General features: G+C 32.3%; 17 protein-coding genes and 2 tRNA genes. 17 read left to right on the forward strand and 2 right to left on the reverse strand.

From position 1 onward, the window contains the following. The first annotated feature begins 75 nt into the window (after positions 1-75). The 15 genes from BN3326_RS13790 (at position 76) to spoIIE (ending at position 15,586) form a co-directional block, all read left to right on the forward strand. Entirely contained in the window at positions 76-702 is a 627-nt protein-coding gene (locus tag BN3326_RS13790; RefSeq protein WP_069999834.1) for a hypothetical protein, read from the forward strand. A 256-nt stretch (positions 703-958) separates the two neighbouring features. After that, on the forward strand, positions 959-1,333 hold the full coding sequence (locus BN3326_RS13795; protein WP_069999835.1) for a GntR family transcriptional regulator: 375 nt from the start codon (positions 959-961) through the stop codon (positions 1,331-1,333). A 4-nt stretch (positions 1,334-1,337) separates the two neighbouring features. After that, the gene (locus tag BN3326_RS13800; RefSeq protein WP_069999836.1) at positions 1,338-2,201 is read left to right on the forward strand and encodes an ABC transporter ATP-binding protein; all 864 of its coding nucleotides are present in this window, start codon (positions 1,338-1,340) and stop codon (positions 2,199-2,201) included. Between the two features lies 1 nt (position 2,202). After that, the gene (locus BN3326_RS13805; RefSeq protein ID WP_069999837.1) at positions 2,203-2,859 is read left to right on the forward strand and encodes an ABC-2 transporter permease; all 657 of its coding nucleotides are present in this window, start codon (positions 2,203-2,205) and stop codon (positions 2,857-2,859) included. Between the two features lie 203 nt (positions 2,860-3,062). Then, on the forward strand, positions 3,063-3,827 hold the full coding sequence (gene surE, locus BN3326_RS13810) for a 5'/3'-nucleotidase SurE (protein ID WP_069999838.1): 765 nt from the start codon (positions 3,063-3,065) through the stop codon (positions 3,825-3,827). A gap of 129 nt (positions 3,828-3,956) precedes the next feature. Further along, positions 3,957-4,904, forward strand: a complete 948-nt coding sequence (locus BN3326_RS13815) for a carbohydrate kinase family protein (protein ID WP_069999839.1) — start codon at positions 3,957-3,959, stop codon at positions 4,902-4,904. A gap of 210 nt (positions 4,905-5,114) precedes the next feature. Continuing rightward, the gene (locus tag BN3326_RS13820) at positions 5,115-6,005 is read left to right on the forward strand and encodes a DMT family transporter (protein WP_069999840.1); all 891 of its coding nucleotides are present in this window, start codon (positions 5,115-5,117) and stop codon (positions 6,003-6,005) included. A 565-nt stretch (positions 6,006-6,570) separates the two neighbouring features. Continuing rightward, the gene (locus BN3326_RS13825; RefSeq protein WP_141722928.1) at positions 6,571-7,080 is read left to right on the forward strand and encodes a QueT transporter family protein; all 510 of its coding nucleotides are present in this window, start codon (positions 6,571-6,573) and stop codon (positions 7,078-7,080) included. Between the two features lie 114 nt (positions 7,081-7,194). Then, positions 7,195-7,728, forward strand: a complete 534-nt coding sequence (gene hpf, locus BN3326_RS13830) for a ribosome hibernation-promoting factor, HPF/YfiA family (protein WP_069999841.1) — start codon at positions 7,195-7,197, stop codon at positions 7,726-7,728. A gap of 414 nt (positions 7,729-8,142) precedes the next feature. Next, a complete protein-coding gene (gene secA / locus BN3326_RS13835; protein ID WP_069999842.1) occupies positions 8,143-10,719 on the forward strand; it encodes a preprotein translocase subunit SecA in 2,577 nt (858 codons plus the stop codon). 226 nt (positions 10,720-10,945) lie between these two features. Continuing rightward, a complete protein-coding gene (locus BN3326_RS13840; RefSeq protein ID WP_069999843.1) occupies positions 10,946-11,302 on the forward strand; it encodes a hypothetical protein in 357 nt (118 codons plus the stop codon). A 431-nt stretch (positions 11,303-11,733) separates the two neighbouring features. Then, positions 11,734-11,810 (forward strand) — tRNA-Met (locus BN3326_RS13845). A 3-nt stretch (positions 11,811-11,813) separates the two neighbouring features. After that, positions 11,814-11,886, forward strand: a tRNA-Val gene (locus tag BN3326_RS13850). A 149-nt stretch (positions 11,887-12,035) separates the two neighbouring features. Further along, positions 12,036-13,016 (forward strand): ion channel, encoded by a 981-nt coding sequence (locus BN3326_RS13855; RefSeq protein ID WP_069999844.1) that lies wholly within the window; start codon positions 12,036-12,038, stop codon positions 13,014-13,016. A gap of 209 nt (positions 13,017-13,225) precedes the next feature. After that, positions 13,226-15,586 carry a stage II sporulation protein E gene (gene spoIIE / locus BN3326_RS13860; RefSeq protein WP_207646349.1) on the forward strand — a complete coding sequence of 787 codons (2,361 nt, stop codon included), beginning with the start codon at positions 13,226-13,228 and terminating at the stop codon, positions 15,584-15,586. 57 nt (positions 15,587-15,643) lie between these two features. On the opposite strand, the gene BN3326_RS13865 is transcribed toward spoIIE, so the two are convergent. After that, positions 15,644-15,955, reverse strand: coding sequence for a DUF1540 domain-containing protein (locus BN3326_RS13865; protein ID WP_069999846.1), 312 nt, complete (start codon positions 15,953-15,955; stop codon positions 15,644-15,646). 171 nt (positions 15,956-16,126) lie between these two features. On the opposite strand from BN3326_RS13865, the gene BN3326_RS13870 reads away from it, so the two are divergent. Then, complete coding sequence (locus BN3326_RS13870) at positions 16,127-16,426, forward strand: hypothetical protein (RefSeq protein ID WP_069999847.1); 300 nt, start codon at positions 16,127-16,129, stop codon at positions 16,424-16,426. On the opposite strand, the gene BN3326_RS13875 is transcribed toward BN3326_RS13870, so the two are convergent. Then, entirely contained in the window at positions 16,423-16,767 is a 345-nt protein-coding gene (locus tag BN3326_RS13875) for a phenylpyruvate tautomerase MIF-related protein (protein WP_069999848.1), read from the reverse strand. The genes BN3326_RS13870 and BN3326_RS13875 overlap by 4 nt on opposite strands. A 139-nt stretch (positions 16,768-16,906) precedes the next feature. On the opposite strand from BN3326_RS13875, the gene tilS reads away from it, so the two are divergent. Further along, positions 16,907-18,277 (forward strand): tRNA lysidine(34) synthetase TilS, encoded by a 1,371-nt coding sequence (gene tilS, locus BN3326_RS13880; protein WP_069999849.1) that lies wholly within the window; start codon positions 16,907-16,909, stop codon positions 18,275-18,277. Positions 18,278-18,280: the final 3 nt, after the last annotated feature.

Here is an 18,280-nt window from a genome sequence, read left to right on the forward strand (position 1 = left end):
AGATCTAAAAATATTCTTATACATATTTTAAGTTGTTTAATAAATTTAATAGACTTAAAGAATAGGAGGATGAATATGAAAATCACAACAGCAACCCATGACTACATATCAAATTATGAAAAAACTAGAGCTACATCACAATCAAAAAAAGAAACTGAAGAACTTAATAAAAATAATGAAGATAAGTTTGTAAAATCCGAGGAGACTGAGAAAAAGCCTATTTATGGTAAAATTAAAAAACTGACTTCAGAGCAGATTAAAGTTTTAAAAGAAGAACAAGCTCAGAGTCAGAAAGAAATGCTTAAAAAGATGATACAAGCTAATCTTAGTAATCAAGCCAATGCTTATGGCATGTCAGAGGGTAGCCAAAACATTATAAGAGAGATTTTTGGCAGCTTAGAAGAAGGAATTCCACCTCTTGCTACTACGCCAGAAGAAGCTAAAAAAGCTATTGAAGAAGGTGGTGCCTATAGCATAGGTGCAGTAGCTGCAAGAATCATGAAGATGGCTAAAGCTCTAGGGGAGAATGATCCAGAAAAAATAGGCATACTTAAAGATGCTGTTAAGCAAGGCTTTAAGCAAGCTGGAATGGACTTTGAAAAAATGAGTGGACAAAAGCTTCCGCAAATTTGTTTAGATACTTATGATGAAGTTATGAGACAATTTGATGAATGGGATAAAGAAAATACAGGAGCAGAGTAGGAGATGTCCTATAGCATAGACTTAATTAAAAAGTCTATGCTATAGGACATCTTTTTATTTTGAAATAGGAAAGTGCGTCTTGCTTGCGGGGGATCATACTTTCCTGTTTCACAAGAGTGTGTGTTTGACCAAAATATTTAAAATTATATTGACACACGTGTCTCAAGGGTGTAATATCTGTGTATATAAAATATATACAGACTAGATACAGTGTTTAGAGGTAAGGCAATAGACTTATGGCACGAGGAGATGAAAAATGGATATTATTATCACTAATGATACGGCTATTCCGCTCTATGAGCAAATTATAAGTCAGATAAAGCATATGATTTTAAATGGCAAGCTCCAGCAGGGAGAAATACTGCCCTCTATTAGAATGATGGCAAAAGAACTTAAAGTAAGCATTATTACAGTCAAAAGAGCCTATGAAGAATTAGAGAAAGAAGAATTTGTACAGACAGCACCAGGCAAAGGGAGCTATGTATCTCTTAATAATATGGAAAGATTAAAGGAAATACAAATGAGCCAGATTGAAAACAAATTAGAAGAACTTATTATTTCAGCTAAAAATATAGGTATGACTTTAGAAGAACTAGAAGAGAGATTAGAACTAATCTATGGGGAGGTTTAAAAAGATGTATGCGATAGAATTTAACCATGTAAAAAAGCAGCTAGGGAATTTTAAATTAGATATACCTAGTTTAGATATTAAGCAAGGGTATATTACAGGGTTTGTTGGAGAAAATGGAGCTGGGAAGACAACAACAATCCGACTTATTATGGATATGCTGATAGCTGATCAGGGGAAAATCCAAGTTTTGGGGATGGATACAAGAGAGAAAAGTGATTTAGTTAAAGAACATATTGGCTATGTTGGAGATCCTATGGGCTATCCGGAGGAAAGTCGATTAAAAGACATTAAACGTATGCTTGCACCTTTTTATAAAACTTGGGATGAAACGTTATATAATAGATATATTAGGTCTTTTGCGATAGATCTCAATAAAAAATATACAGATCTATCGGCAGGGCAGAAAAAACAATTTGCGCTTATTATGGCGCTTTCGCACAGACCAAAACTTATATTGCTTGATGAACCAACAGTTAATCTAGATCCTGTGGTTAGAAATGAAATTTTAGATATTCTTATGGAACATATGCAAAATGAAGAGGTCTCCGTTTTTTACTCAACGCACATTACCACAGACCTCGAAAAAGCAGCTGACTATATTGTTTATATTAAAGAGGGAAAGATTATGCTTAACCAGGAAAAACAACAACTCGTCACAGAGTATTGTATCGTAAAAGGTCCTAAGAGCTTACTAGAAAAGGATACTAAAAAGCACTTAATTGGTTTTAGAAAAACTAGTCTAGGATTTGAAGCGCTTGCAGTGGGTAGAAAACATATACAGGAGATTTTTGGAGAAGAAGTCAAGTATGTTACCCCAACTATTGAAGAGATCATGTTATTTTTATCAGAAAAGAAGGGAGTACAATAGAATGCATAAAGTAGGTTTGTTGGTTAAAAAAGACTTAATTTACCTTTATACTTCTTTAAGAAAGTTAATTTTTTTAGCAATCATATTTTCAGTTGTAATTCCAATAAGTAATGTGGTATTTGCTTTTGGTGTTCCTCTGATGATGGGGTATTTACTTACATATGCGGTTTTTGCATATGAGGAAAAAAATAAAATGCATTTATTCAATATGTCCTTACCTATAAATAGAAAAGAGCTTTGTACTTGTAAATATGTAACAGCACTGATTTATATAGCTGCAAGTATTATACTAACGATGTTAGGGGCTGCATTATCTATTGCCATTCAAGAAACAGACAGTTGGAAGAATTCTATGAGTTTTACAGCCAGTGTAATGTGTATGCTGTTTGTAATTGCACTAACCTACCATGCGATTATCCTGCCGTTAATTATGTATTTTGAAACAATAAAAATGAAGTATATTATGTTTATACTTTATGTGAGTTCATTTGCAGCAGTAGGAGTATTAGGCGGAGAAAATTTAACTAGAACACAAGTTTTTATCGAACAAAATTTAACTTATAAGATGAGTTTAGTGTTGCTGTTAGTAAGTATGTTATTATATATTATATCCTATAGTGTAAGTGTAAGTTTATACGCTTCTAAAGAGTTTAAGTGATAATCTTACTGAGATGATAGAACAGTTAATAAATTTTAAAACTCTTATACATAGAAGGTTATAGGAGTTTTTTAGTGTAACTTAGTAGAATATTACGCTCACATATTATCAATACTATGTTATAATTAACTTATAAAAATGGCAAATTATTTCATATAATTAATAAGAGATATTAAGCTTTAAAACAAATACTAGGAGGCCGTATGAGAATATTAATAACTAATGATGATGGTATTCATGCAAGAGGGATACAAGTGTTAGCTAAAGAGATGGCTAAAAAACACGAGGTTCTGATTGTTGCTCCAAGAGAGCAAAAGAGTGCATCGAGTCATTCTATTTCCATTCACGAACCTATAAGAGTAAGGGAAGAAAAGCTAGATGCACTGGCGTGTAAAGCTTATAGCGTAGTCGGCACACCAGCTGACTGTACACAGATAGGGGTATCTTTACTCGGCAAAAACATAGATTTAGTATTATCAGGCATCAATAGAGGACTAAATTGCGGAACAGATATATTGTATTCAGGAACAGTATCAGCAGCAATCGAAGGTGCTATTTATAACATTCCTTCAATTGCTGTTTCAATGGAAGTGGATTGGGAGAAAGAAGATGAAACATATGAAAAAGCTGCGAGGTGGACAAGTAAAATCATTGATTGCGCTTATCATACGCATCTAAGAAAAAATGTAGTACTTAATTTAAATATTCCTCACATAAATGAAGATGCAATTAAAGGATTAAAGGTATGCCGACTTGGAAAATCTACGTATCAAACAGAATATGTGTTAGTAGAAGAAAAAGATGATAAGGTTTATACTGTAAAGGGAACAAGAAACAAAATAGAGGAAGAAGATTCAGATCTCTATTATTTATCACAAGGATATGTTACCTTAACGCCTCTTCATTTTGATTTTACGGATTTTAAATTATTAGACGAAGTGGAAAAACATTTTAATAACAATAACTAACTTGACGAAATAGAAGAGGATATTCAAATAAATAGATATAAAATGATAAATAGAAATCTTAGAAATTATGATATAATATAGAGAAACAACATTGTAAAAAAGATTAAAAGATGCAAAGGAGAATGGGATATGGCTAAGATTATTTGCCCAGGGGAGTTGTTAATTGATTTTGTGTGTGATGATAGGGATACAAAACTTCAAGATGGCGAACACTTTATAAAAAAAGCAGGAGGTGCTCCGGCTAACGTATGTGCAGCTATTGTAAAGCTAGGGTCCACGGCGGCTTTTGTAGGTAAAGTAGGAAAAGATAGTTTCGGAAGATTTTTACATGACATGGTAGAAAACTTAGGGGTAGAGACTAAATATTGTCTGGAAGATGATAAATATAACACAACCCTTGCATTTGTATCATTAACAGCAGACGGCGAAAGAGATTTCGAGTTTATGCGGGGTGCAGATGAAAATTTAAAAGTGGAAGATATTTTCTTTGAAGATTTTAGTGAAAGCACCATTATTCATCTAGGAAGTGCCACAGCACTACTCGGCGGAGAACTTTATAAAACGTATTTAGCTTTTACAGATTATGCACTCAAAAATAATAAAGTCATTTCTTTTGATCCTAATTTTAGAGAAGCTCTTTTTGGGGAGAACCCAAGCTTATTTAGAGAAAGATGTAAGGAAGTTATAAAAGTATCAGATATTATCAAAGTATCTTTAGAGGAAGCAAACCTTATTACAGAAGAAGACGATGAAATAAAGATGATAGATAAGCTGCATGATCTTGGAGCAAAAGTCGTAACGATCACCAAAGGAAAAGATGGTTCAATACTATCTATTCATAAAGAGAAAGTGATTGTGCCGAGTGTACCTGTTAAGATGGTTGACGCTACAGGAGCGGGGGATGCTTATATAGGGGCAGTCCTAGCACAAATAGCGGAAGAAAAAAATCCAAAAGATACTTTGGCAAATATTAAAAAAATGAAAGAGATTATTGCTGTAGCGAATAAAGTAGGCGCTAAAACGACAGAAAGCTATGGTGCCATACAAGCTATTCCACGTTTAGAAGACATTTTATAGAAACATTGAATAGATACATTTAAACGCTATGCATTGAGCTAAAGAGCTGTCATACTAAATGTCATTAGGATATTTAGTATGACAGTTTATTATTATGTTAAAAGATACGTGCATAGGAATACATTGCAGTAAACAAAGCGATTATGTTATACTGTCAATCAATACGAAAATTTAAAAATTAAGTGTAGTAGAAAGTTTACAGGGGGAACTATGAATAATACAAGAAAGATACCTGCTTGGATTGGAGATTTATTACTTGTTATTACAGCTCTTGTTTGGGGAGGCGGATTTATTGGAGTTCAAAAGTCATTGGAGACCATTACACCTTTTTATATGATAGGATTTAGATTTGCGATAGCTTCTATAATGCTTCTGATTGTTTTTTGGAAAAAAATAAGAAAAGTTAAGTTAAGTGATTTACTAGCAGGAGGAATAATAGGAGCTTTTTTATTTTTGGGATTTACTTTTCAAACAACAGCAGCTCTTTACTTAAATATAGGTAAGCTTGCTTTTTTAACAGCACTTAATGTGCTTGTAGTCCCTTTTTTAGTGTATATAGTTTATAGAGAACATATTAAAAGCTATAATGTTATAGCAGGATTTATAGCTGTAATAGGTTTTGGCTTTTTGAATCTTACAAAGGATACGGGGTTAAGTTTAGGGATAGGCGAAATATTAGGTGTAATGTGTGCAGTTGCTTTTGCAGCCCATATTACAGCTTTGGGACATTATTCAAAAAAAGATGATCTTATTATATTAGCTGTTCTTCAAATGATAGTATGTTGTATTTTGGGCTTTATTTGTGCCTTTATCTTTGAAAAACCACCGGCGCAAGTAACTATGGAAATGGCTGTTCCAATTATATACTTAGGTGTGTTTAGTACATTTATTGCATTTTTATTCCAAACCATAGGTCAAAAGTATACCTCATCATCAAGAGCTGCACTAATATTGTGTACAGAGTCGGTTTTTGGAATTGTTTTTTCTGTCCTTTTTCTAAAAGAAGTTGTTACGATTAATATTATAGTAGGTGCAGTACTTATATTTGGAAGTGTTGTACTCGCAGAATACATGCATATAAGAGCAACTGTAAAAGCATAAAATAAACAGCTTGCAAAAGTATATAAGGATCTATATAATGAAAAAGGAAAATTGCATATAGACAGTTCGTGAACCTCCTGTCTTTAAATAAAACTACGGTGAATAAAAAAGTTGATTTACATAGTCTTATAAAAGATTATTTTCTGTTAATAAACTTAGATATTTGCTAGGATTTATAATTAAGTATTTTATTGAGGGCCGCTTGGCAGCCAGGGGATATTTTTTGCCTCTCCCGCCTACCCACAGCCAAACCCGAGTCGAGTCAAAAAACATCCCCTGACTACCTCGCTGGTATTTATCAGTTATAAATATACTTATTAAATTCAAACATAGTTTATATATGAGCCTATGTGTTAAGCTAAATCTATTTATAGAAGAAAATAATACAATACATATTACTTTATAAGGTATTTAGAAAGCGTGTAATAAACTAGAAGAAGTCTATTTGTCGTAGGAATTTATCCTGCGACTTTTTTATTATGTGGAAAAAAAGAGTGAAACTCATTTTTCAAACAGGAGTATAATGGGAAACAGTAATATGCACAATAATCACAAGGAGGATATTATGAAAATTACAACTAAAATTATTGTAAAAACAGCTGCAGTAGCAGCCATTTATACAGTGTTTACATTAGGACTTGCTTTTATGAGCTATGGAAACATTCAGTTTAGGGTATCAGAGATTATGACACTTTTAGCCTTTTTTGATCCAACCTATATTGGGGGACTAACACTTGGATGTTTTCTTGCAAATTTATTAGGACCAAATGGGTTGCCGGATGCACTTATAGGTACGCCAGCTACGTTTATTAGTGTTATTGCTATTGCTATAACAGGCAAAGTGACTAAAAAAAGTAAGATAGGATTACTTATAGCTTCTTTGTGGCCTACGGTATTTAATGGGTTAATAATAGGATATCTGCTGCATAAAATGTTTAACCTGCCGCTTTTACTAACGATACTAGAGGTAGCAGCAGGAGAGTTTACAGTTATAACCCTAGTTGGGGTACCAATATTTCTTATTCTTTTAAATAAGTATAATCATTTATTAACAACAATTTTTAAAAATCAGTAATAAAAATAGTTTTTTTTTCTAATATTAAGAAGGATATTTGTTTTTTTTATCGAATAATATAAGTATAGTCAAGTCATCAAAAGACATGTGATTTGGCTGAAAGGAGAGAGAGAGATGAAACATAACATTACTGGCAAAAATATTGACCTTACAGCAGCACTCGAAAATGCAGTTGTAGAAAAACTTAATAAGCTTGATAAATATTTTAGTGACAATGTAGAAGCTCAAGTTACACTCATAGTAGAAAAATTGAGTCATGTTATTGAAATAACAATTCCTTTTAATGGTTCTGTACTACGTGCAGAAGTAGAAGGCAAGAATATGTACAATATTATTGATGATGCAGTAGCTATCATTGAAAAACAAGTTAATAAATTCAAAAATAAATTAAGATCTAAGCATAGAAATAATGCACCAAGTTTTACACCAGCATTTATGCATCTAACTGATGAAGCTGAGGACGCTATAAAAATAGATAAAAGAAAGAAATTTGCTATTAAGCCTATGGATGCTGAAGAAGCAGTTATGCAAATGGAGCTTGTAGGACATAATTTCTTCGTATATCTAGATGCAGATACAGAAGAGGTAAATGTAGTTTATAAGAGAAGAAATGGAACATATGGTCTTATAGAACCAACTTTAGATTGATAGAATAAATGTAAAAGAGTATTGGAGAGGTTTCGCTTTTATAAGCAACCTTGCCAATACTCTTTTTTTATTTGCTACAGAAGGCTAATTAAGGTATATGACAAAAGGTTAATATAATATATTGAGTTTTCTACATATATTATTTATCATATATGTGTACAATAAGACATGATAGTTTGATATGTTTTTAACTTCAATTTCTTGTGCAACTAAAGCCGCAGCGTAAAAAATACTGCAAAAATAAAACATTAATATTGGTATACATTGTTTTATGCTATTGTGGGCATAATTGGATAATGTGTATGGTTGTAATAAACTTGAATATTTGCTATACTTAATGATAGTGTTTACATATATAACTAGAATAATAGCTAAGTATAGAGAGTGTTTAAATATAAGAAGAGGGTGAAAAGGTTGAAGTTACTTGAGAAGATTTTTGGAAGTCATTCCGAAAGAGAATTAAAAAGAATAGAACCTATTGTCAATCAGATAGAATCTTACGATGAAGCAATGCAGAAATTAACAGATGATGAACTTAAAGCGAAAACTATTGAGTTTAAAGAACGCCTTGAAAAAGGTGAAACATTAGATGATATTTTACCAGAAGCTTATGCTGTGTGTAGAGAAGCGGGATACCGTGTACTTAATATGAAACACTTTAGAGTACAATTAGTTGGTGGGGTTATTCTGCATAATGGACGTATTGCAGAAATGAGAACAGGTGAAGGTAAAACATTAGTTGCGACACTGCCTGTATATCTTAATGCTTTAGAAGGCAAAGGCGTACATGTTGTTACAGTTAACGACTACCTTGCAAAACGTGACTCGGAGTGGATGGGACAACTGTATACGTTTTTAGGACTAAGCGTAGGCTGCATATTAAGTAATATGGAAAATGCAGACAGAAGAGAAGCTTATAACTGTGACATTACCTATGGAACAAATAATGAATATGGTTTTGATTATTTACGTGACAATATGGTTTTATATGCAGAAGAAATGGTACAAAGAGACCTTCACTATGCTGTTATTGACGAGGTTGACTCTGTGCTTATAGATGAAGCAAGAACTCCGCTTATTATTTCGGGCGCAGGTTCTAAGTCCACACATCTTTATAAAGCAGCTGATATTTTTGTACGCAGATTAAAAAAAGGAAGACTGCTAGGTGAAGAAACGGCTATGTCTACTTTAATGCGTGAAGAAATCGAAGAAGAAGGCGATTTTGTAGTTGATGAGAAGCAAAAGACAGTTACACTGACAGCAGAAGGTGTAAAAAAAGCAGAACAATACTTTGGTATAGAAAATCTAGCTGATCCGGATCAGATGGATATTCAGCACCATATTACAATAGCACTTAAAGCGCATAATCTTATGCATAGAGAAAAAGATTATATAGTAAGTGAGGAAGGTGAAATTATCATTGTAGATGAATTCACAGGACGTCTAATGGATGGCCGAAGATATTCAGATGGTCTTCACCAAGCTATTGAGGCTAAAGAAGGTGTAGAAGTTAAAAAAGAAAGTCAGACTCTTGCAACGATTACCTTCCAAAACTATTTCAATAAATACACTAAGAAATCAGGGATGACAGGTACAGCATTAACAGAAGAACATGAATTTAGAGATATTTATGGGATGGATGTTATTGTTATACCAACCAATAAACCTATTAAACGTGTAGATCATGCTGATATTGTTTATAAAACAGAGGCTGCAAAATTTGATGCTGTTATTCAGGATATTAAGGAATGCAATGAAAAAGGACAGCCGGTTCTTGTGGGTACAGTAACCATTGATACATCTGAGCTTTTAAGTAAGCTGCTTAAAAGAGAAGGCGTAAAACATCAAGTGCTTAATGCTAAATACCATGCTAAAGAGGCTGAAATCGTTTCTGAGGCAGGTAAAAAAGGAGCTGTTACGATAGCGACTAACATGGCAGGACGCGGAACAGATATTAAGCTTGAAGAAGGCGTGCAAGAACTTGGCGGGCTTAAAATAATTGGTACAGAGCGCCATGAGTCAAGACGTATTGATAACCAGCTTCGTGGACGTTCAGGCCGTCAAGGAGATCCAGGTGCATCAAGATTTTATTTAGCACTTGAAGATGATCTCATGAGACTGTTTACACCAGAAGCAACACTTAAAATGTTTGATGCATTAGGTATTCCAGATGATGAACCTATTGAACATAAAATTCTGACCCGTGCTATAGAACGTGCTCAGACAAAAGTAGAGAGCAATAACTTCTCTGTTCGTAAACATTTATTAGAATATGATAAAATAATGAATGAGCAACGTGAGATTATATATGGTGAACGTTTTAAAGTGCTTAAAAATGAAAATCTACGTAATAAAGTAGTTGATATGGCTAAAGAAGTAGTGAGTAAGGCTGTTGATAATTGTACTAATGGTATTGAATATGCAGAAGAGTGGGATCTTGCAAGTATGATGGAACATCTTCGCAGTATTATTCCTTTTGAAGCAGTTTCATTTACTAAAGAAGAGCAAGAAAACCTTACAGTAGAAAGCTTAAAAGAACTTCTAAGTGAAAAAGCAGAGAAATTATATGAACAAAAGGAACTTGAAATTGGTGAGCAGCTTAGAGAAATCGAACGTGTATTACTTCTTAGAGTTATTGACCAGAAATGGATGGATCATTTAGATAATATGGAACAAATGAAGCAAGGGATTAATTTGCAGGCATATGGACAAAGAGATCCACTTGTGGAATACCGTTTCTTAAGTTTTGATATTTTTGAAGAGATGATAGAAAATATACAAGAAGAAACAGTAAGAGCACTTTATCATGTAAGGATTATTGTGAATAAAGAAATCAAGAGAGAGAGAGTAGCAGAACCAATAGCTACGAATCACGAAGATACAAGTTTAGGTGCAAAACCAATTGTTAGAAAAGAAAAGATAGGCAGAAATGACCCTTGCCCATGTGGAAGTGGTAAAAAGTATAAAACCTGCTGCGGTAAAAGTGCGTAAAAAGAGTTGTATAAAAAAGGATTATAGCTTGGGCTATAGTCCTTTTTTATTTGAAAAAATATTAATTTGTGTATTGTGCATAATTAAAAAGGTGAAAGATAGTTAGATATATCCTAACATACGATTTTTAAATATATCCAATAAGTATAATAATTTTTATGAATATACAGCATAATGCTGCATATAATAAATTTGGTTATTTTAAAGGAGAGGATGAGGGATATAGATGTGTAGAATTAAAGAGGTATTTAGTAAAAAGTTTGAGACATGCAGCATAACTATTGATGAAGCAGATGTATTTGTAGGAAATAAAAAAAAGATTCCACAAAAAGATTGGACGATTAAGTTTGTTGTAGACGAGGATGAAAGGGGGATATTTTTAGAGTACTATGGGATGAACTCAAGGAATATTCATATGCATGGGCGTATTTATAATGATGGACAGGAACAAATACTTGATGTATTACAAGAATATATAGCCTATAGGCCAAATGTACCAGGGGATAGAGAAAGAGGCACAAAAGAATTTGAACGTTATAATGAGCAAATATTAAATAGGTTAAAAAAGATGCAGTTGTTATAATAAGATGCTTAAGGGTAATACACTTGAAATCTAAAAGTAACATTAAATATCTTTAGCTAATAAAATAGATAAACATTATAAATATATCCATAATGTTTATCTATTTATTAAAAGGATGCGCCGTTGTGATACTGTTATATATCACCAAGTAAGTGCGAGGTAGCGCTAAATTCATTTGTTTTTTAAGATAAAAAATAACCATAAGAATATTTTTTGCATAGAGAATATTATTATGGGTTTTAGATTATTTATCTTATAGAAATAGTATGAGTAAAATAAAAGATTAAATACAAGGAAAAATTTGAAGAATTTCTCCATAAAAAAGGAAAAAATAAAAATCATTAGAAGTTATAAAAAAATAGTAAAAAAACACTTGCATTATGACAAGCTATAAGCTATAATACAAAAGTGCTTGAGATTACAAGCAGTACGGCGGAATAGCTCAGTTGGCTAGAGCACACGGTTCATACCCGTGGTGTCGGGGGTTCAAATCCCTTTTCCGCTACCATCTGGTCGCTTAGCTCAGCTGGGAGAGCATCTGCCTTACAAGCAGAGGGTCATAGGTTCGAGCCCTATAGCGACCATTTGATTATAATTTTAATACATTAAGAGCTGGTATAACTCAAAGTTGTGCTGGCTCTTTTTGTGTGCGCCTAGATATTTTTGATAGGTATAACTTGGACAGTATAAGAATAATATGCCATAGGGATGTTATTTGAGTCGGAGGGATTAGATGCTTAGTATAGTACAAGAAATACTAAAAATGTTAAATGGAGAAAATGATAAAACTTTTACTATAGGTTTTTATATCATTGTTATAGCGGTATTGTTCATTTTCATTTTATTTACTTTTATATGGATTTTAAATAGTACACAGCTTTATAATGCAGTAAGTTATTTTATTAAGCAATATATTATATCCCTAAAGAAAAATTTACCTGATAGGTATCTCTATGCATTAGTAATTATCAGTGGACTTATTATTATTTTAAGTATTTACATAGACTTATATCACTCTGTTTTAGATAAAATGATTCATATAGGGTTATTGTCTGCTATAGGAAAAGCCCTTATCTATGTCGGAATTATTCTTATCCCTACTCTGATTATTATTATTATCAATTATTTTACTCAAAATTTTTTTGATAATAAAGATCTCAAAAGGTCTGAGAGTAATTTGATCTGGCTGCCTGTTATCTGTATATTTATTACTAAAATGCTTTTTTTTTCTGATACGAGACTGCTTTATACAAACAACTTGACTAAGCTTGCCTTAGTTATTGGTCAGATAAGTCTTCTTATATTTGATGCCTTAGTTATTGTTATGAACTACATAGCTATTTATAAAAATATAGAAAAATACATTGTCTATAAGGATTTTGATAAAAAGGGGATTAGAAATTTTAACCGTTTTAAAGTATTTATGGTAGTTTCATGGCTCATTATTCTCTTGCTTAATATTGTTAATATGGTTTACTGGGCTATAGCCCTGGATCCACAGTGTATTAGATATCATGTGAAAGGAAGACATATGGGATTATCCTCAGTTATTTACTTTACAATAATTACTTTTTTTACTGTAGGATATGGTGATATTTCGGCCTACAATTGGTTTGGGCAACTTATTGTATCAGTAATTGTTATCTCGGGCTGGCTTTATATTATTGTAGGCGCTGGCAGTATATTGGCTATAGAAAAAAGATCTAAAGAATAATGTATAAGGAATAACCCATAAATAATGGTTTTCGACAATAAGTTGTGAAAATGAAGAAGGATACTTGTTTTTCCTAGGAAATAAATAAATATAGGTTTATGAAATCAAAGTATATTGTCGCAAAGTTTTTTGAAATATTTCCATATATTTACAAAAATATAAACTCTCTCTTTGTATAATTAATATTACTGTGGAAGGGAGAGATTATGTTGATTCGTACAAAAGAAGAAAAGAGAGAGAAGTTATTTGAAAACTTAAAAATGATTAAGTGGGCACAAGTCATGCTTTGTATTATAGGTTTTTTTCTAAGCAGAATTATTGTGTTTGACACGTTTTATACTTTAAGTGTGTGTTATATAGGTGCAGTATATTTTGATAAAACACTTAGAAAGTGGACAAGTATTATGAGTTTGATAGGTCTTATTTCTTTGGGGGTATTTGATACACACATACTTAAATATTTATTTATTATTATACTCATTGTTTTATTCAGAGGTTATATGTATATGAGCGGTACAAAATTTACATTAAGAAATCAAGCTATTATTACATGTGGCGCAATTTTTTGTATTAATACGCTATTAGTCATTATTAACGGTTTTAAAGTATTTGATGTATTAACAGGATTATTAGAAGCGGTTATTAGTATAGGTTTAGTTGTTATTTTATGCTGTAGTGCAGAAATCATTAGTAAGAATAGAACAGTACAGCTTACTCAAAAAGAAAATATTAGCATGGCTTTTTTTGCAGCATGTGTTCTTGGTGGGTTAGTTGATTTCTACATACAAGTCCCGCTGTTTACACGTATTTACTTTAGAGATGTTATTACCTTTGTAATCATTATTGCAATCACGTATCTTGGGGGAACGAATATAGGTGTAACTATGACGTTGGTCATGAGTACATTGTTAGTTATTATAGGGTATATGCCCCCTCATTTTGTTGCCATCTATACATTGGCAGTACTTACAGGTACGATCTTCGCTACACTAGGCAGAATGGGTGTTATATTTGCAACAGGGATAGGACTATTATTGGGTTTTGCTTTATTTAATAATCGCATCATTGATATGCAGATATTTGGAGCATATCTTACAGCGTATATAATAAGTATATTAATACCTAAAAGATATTTTGGTATCGCAGCTTGGTTTGCCTGTGAATCATCAAAAGAAGAAGAGAAACATCTTATGAGAGTACAGAAGATTATTACTGAGAAATTAAGCCAATTTTCTAGAGCTTTTTATAATTTGAGTCATACTTTTGAAAAAATATCTGATAAGAAAGTGTTCCTAGATGAAAAAGATATTAATCATATCATAGAAGATACCGGAGAAAAAATGTGCCAAAATTGTTCTATGAAGGAATTTTGCTGGAGGGATTATATTGATAAAACGTATCAAAATGCTTATAAAATGTTGGATTTGATAGAGCAAAAAGGTCAATTAAAGATAGGGGATATACCTGAGAGTTTTAAGAAGGCTTGTCCTAATGCAGAAAGTTTTGCTTGTACCCTAAGTTTTAAATTAGATTTATTTAAACAAAACCTTATGTGGAAAAATAGATTTGTAGAGAGTAGGAGTCTTGTAGGTCAACAATTTGAAGCTATTGCTGAAAGTATTTCAAAGCTTTGTGTAGATATAGAAAAAGAGTTCTATTTCAATAAAGAAGATGAAAACTTCATTAAAGAAATACTTCATAGCAACGGTATTAAAACGAAAGATATTATGGTGCTTGAGAACAATGGAAGAAAAGAAGAAATACATGTGTATACCCCTTATTATAAGAATGATATGGAGATAAAAGAGGGTATTAAAAAAGCCATTAATAAGGCACTTGATGTTAAGGTTGAAACAGAAAGATTAGAATGTAATGAACAAGAAAAATACCTGTACTTTAAGTTCAAAGTGACTAAATCATATGGCGTAGCTGCGGGGGCCGCATTTCATGCAAAAGGGGAGATATCAGGGGATGTTTACAGTTGCATGGAAGTTGAAGAAGGGAAGTATTTACTTGCACTTGCAGATGGTATGGGAAGCGGTAAGCTGGCATCTGAAGAAAGCACAGCGACTATAGAACTTTTGGAAAACTTTATGGACTCAGGATTTAAAAATGATCTTGCTGTTAAAATTATTAATTCAGTCCTTGTCCTTAAATCAGATATTGAAAATTTTTCAACGATGGATATTACACTTATTGATGAATATACGGGTGTTGCAGAATTTCTAAAATTAGGGGCAGCAACTAGTTTTATTCTGAGAAATAATGAAGTAATGACGATACAAGCAAGTACATTGCCGATAGGGATACTCAATGATGTAGATATAGAAGTTTGTAAAAAGCAGCTTAAAGATGGAGATGTAATTATTATGGTTACAGATGGAATGCTGCAAGGAGAGAATGAACTTTTGGGAAAAGAAGATACTTTTAAACATTTTATACTAGAGGCTAATACGAATAATCCTTCATATATGGCTGAATATCTTATGAAGAAAAGCAGAGACTTATTAGGTAATGCAGAAAATGATGATATGACCATTATTGTCGCGAGGATATGGCAAAAAAATTAAAAGATATGCTTTAAGGCTTAAACCCTTAAAGCGTATCTTTTGGTTTTTTATTAACTATTATTTTTCATGAAAAGTTGCGCACAATGTGTCACCGGAATCGTGACAAGCATTTTCACCCGAAATTTGAATGCTAGATGCTTCGCACACGTAATCAGAGTTGTACTTACATTTAACTGCATCACATTGAACACTCATATGGGGAGTAGGTTCATAAGACATGCTGTTTTGGGCTGATTGCGGGATAAATGTATTGCAGCATGTAGCATCAGGATCAGATGCTCTTTTGCCATCTACGCTGATACGGCCAGCAGAGCAATAATTATCTTGATGATAGGCACAACTATCAACATGACATCTTAAATCAGGCATAAATAAAACCTCCTTAAGTTAATAAAGTATATAAATAGAATTGTTCTAAATGAATATACCTATATAGTTTATCTATTTTAATATAATATATTCAGTAAAAGTCCTTAGAGAATGAATAAAGTTGTTGTGATTTGGCAAATGTCTAATTATTAATATGCTAAGGAGAATAAGATGAAAAAACAAATTACAATAGATGGTGAAAACAGTGATTGGTATGAAAAAGCAATTTTTATATTAAAAGAGAGTAAGAAACCTTATATGCCAGATAATTTATTTTTATATGCAGAGCATATAGTAGAAAATCATCTTAAAAAAAATCCCATGCCTTATGTTTATAAAGAAATGGAGAGAAAAACTGCACATAAAAAAAAGGGCAATATCATGGCCCAAAAGATTGATAAATTTTTTAATATCTCTTTGATTATCTGTGGGGTTGGGATTATTGCTTTAGCAGTAGCTATGTTTATTTAAAAATTGCGGCCGTCAAATCCCCATGCAGAAACTTCTTCATATTTAATGTAAATACAGTCAGATGGAATGTCAAGCTCGCGTAAATAGAGCGCACATATTTCTTGTGTAACTTTATCTAGTGCAGCTTTAGGAGCAGCACCAAAGATCTTTACTTCAATAAAAGCACCAAAATCTAATTTCATACCCTTGAAGTATAGAGAATAATTATCTTCAAAGCCTAGCATCAAATAATTTTCGCTCTTGCCTGGAATAAGTGTAATAATCTTTCCAAGCTCTTGTTTAAGTATTTCTTTTTTTTGTTCTGTAAGCGGGGTTGTAACTTTTGAATCAATATATGGCATAGTAACCACCCTTTCTTATTAGTGAATTTTTAAATAATTAGATAGTGCTTAAACCTAATTTATATTATAATGGAGAGATGAATTTATTAAAAGGATATTTTAAGCAGTAGAATTTGAGTGGAGGTATGAGGAGATTAGAATGTTGAAGGCTATAGAAAATAAAGTGAGAAATTTTATACGTAAGTATAACCTTATACAAAATGGGGATAATTTAGTAGTAGGTGTATCAGGCGGTGCAGATTCTATGATGTTACTTCACTTTCTGCATAGGTACCAAAGTTATTATAATATCCAAATAAAAGTAGCGCATATACATCATGGCATACGTGATGAAGCAGAGCGTGATGCATTATTTGTTGAAGAGATATGTAAGAAGTGGGAGCTTCCGTACTATAGACATAATTGTAACATTAAGCAGTTGGCGAGAGCGCACGGGATATCAGAAGAAGAAGCAGGAAGAATAGAAAGATATAATTTCTTTATATCTTTATCAAATCATTGTAGTAAAATAGTAACAGCACATAATAAAAATGATCAGGCTGAGACTTTGATTATGCGGTTCTTAAGAGGAACAGATATAAATGGTTTAGGAGGTATACCCCCTCAGAGAGATAATATTATTAGGCCGCTCCTATGTCTTAAAAGAACAGAAATTGAAGCCTACTGTTTATATCATGGTATAAGTTATAAAGATGATCATACAAACTTTATGACTATTTATACACGAAATAAAGTGCGGTTAGAGTGCATACCCTATATAGAACAAAATATTAATCCTAATATTGTTAATCTGCTCGGGGAACATAGTGAGTTATATCGTGAAGGCGAAGCGTTTCTTAAGATGCATACCCATGGACTATTTGAAAAGTGCGCTGTAAAGTCTAAGGGGAACATATCCATAAATTTAACACAGTTTCAAGAGTATCATAAGTATGTTCAGAGAAGAGTTATTTTATTAGCCCTTGAAGCATTAAATACTATTGTCAAAGATATTACTTTAAAGCATTTGGAGAGTATCATTGGACTTTGCGATTTGCAAAGTGGTAAGAAGATTTGTCTCCCGCACAATATTGTGGCATATAAAGAATATGAGGAGTTAATTATAGGGTATAAAGAGTCCGAAGATGTTTCTTATAGATATCCTCTTGATCTAGGTATAAAAGAAGTGCCAGAAGCTAGAGGAACTGTTATACTTACAGTAGTTAAAAAAGAATCAATTAACCAAAAAAATGAAAAAATGTATACTAAGTATATTGATTATGGTAAAATAAAGGCTGGATTGGAGATGCGTACAAGATTACCGCATGATTATATTGCCACTAAGGAAGGAACTAAAAAACTTAAGAAGTTTTTTATAGACGATAAAGTTCCTAAAACTCAGAGAGATAGTATACCGCTTATAGCAGATGGAGAAGAAATTATATGGATTATTGGGAGTAGATTAAGTGCTAATTACTATGTCACTGAAGCCACTAAACAGGTACTAGAAATAAAAATAATTTTCAATTAGTTA

Origin of the sequence: Cellulosilyticum sp. I15G10I2, assembly GCF_900095725.1 — a bacterium.
Lineage (GTDB): Bacteria > Bacillota > Clostridia > Lachnospirales > Cellulosilyticaceae > FMMP01.

What these genes read in the sequence shown, in the direction of transcription:
- BN3326_RS13805 (WP_069999837.1), top strand. Translation starts at nt 2,203, where the DNA reads ATGCATAAAGTAGGTTTGTTGGTTAAAAAAGACTTAATTTACCTTTAT.
- BN3326_RS13820 (WP_069999840.1), top strand. Translation starts at nt 5,115, where the DNA reads ATGAATAATACAAGAAAGATACCTGCTTGGATTGGAGATTTATTACTT.
- BN3326_RS13790 (WP_069999834.1), top strand. Translation starts at nt 76, where the DNA reads ATGAAAATCACAACAGCAACCCATGACTACATATCAAATTATGAAAAA.
- BN3326_RS13795 (WP_069999835.1), top strand. Translation starts at nt 959, where the DNA reads ATGGATATTATTATCACTAATGATACGGCTATTCCGCTCTATGAGCAA.
- BN3326_RS13870 (WP_069999847.1), top strand. Translation starts at nt 16,127, where the DNA reads ATGAAAAAACAAATTACAATAGATGGTGAAAACAGTGATTGGTATGAA.
- BN3326_RS13840 (WP_069999843.1), top strand. Translation starts at nt 10,946, where the DNA reads ATGTGTAGAATTAAAGAGGTATTTAGTAAAAAGTTTGAGACATGCAGC.
- surE (WP_069999838.1), top strand. Translation starts at nt 3,063, where the DNA reads ATGAGAATATTAATAACTAATGATGATGGTATTCATGCAAGAGGGATA.
- BN3326_RS13855 (WP_069999844.1), top strand. Translation starts at nt 12,036, where the DNA reads ATGCTTAGTATAGTACAAGAAATACTAAAAATGTTAAATGGAGAAAAT.
- BN3326_RS13800 (WP_069999836.1), top strand. Translation starts at nt 1,338, where the DNA reads ATGTATGCGATAGAATTTAACCATGTAAAAAAGCAGCTAGGGAATTTT.
- BN3326_RS13825 (WP_141722928.1), top strand. Translation starts at nt 6,571, where the DNA reads ATGAAAATTACAACTAAAATTATTGTAAAAACAGCTGCAGTAGCAGCC.
- hpf (WP_069999841.1), top strand. Translation starts at nt 7,195, where the DNA reads ATGAAACATAACATTACTGGCAAAAATATTGACCTTACAGCAGCACTC.
- BN3326_RS13875 (WP_069999848.1), bottom strand. Translation starts at nt 16,767, where the DNA reads ATGCCATATATTGATTCAAAAGTTACAACCCCGCTTACAGAACAAAAA.
- tilS (WP_069999849.1), top strand. Translation starts at nt 16,907, where the DNA reads ATGTTGAAGGCTATAGAAAATAAAGTGAGAAATTTTATACGTAAGTAT.
- BN3326_RS13865 (WP_069999846.1), bottom strand. Translation starts at nt 15,955, where the DNA reads ATGCCTGATTTAAGATGTCATGTTGATAGTTGTGCCTATCATCAAGAT.
- BN3326_RS13815 (WP_069999839.1), top strand. Translation starts at nt 3,957, where the DNA reads ATGGCTAAGATTATTTGCCCAGGGGAGTTGTTAATTGATTTTGTGTGT.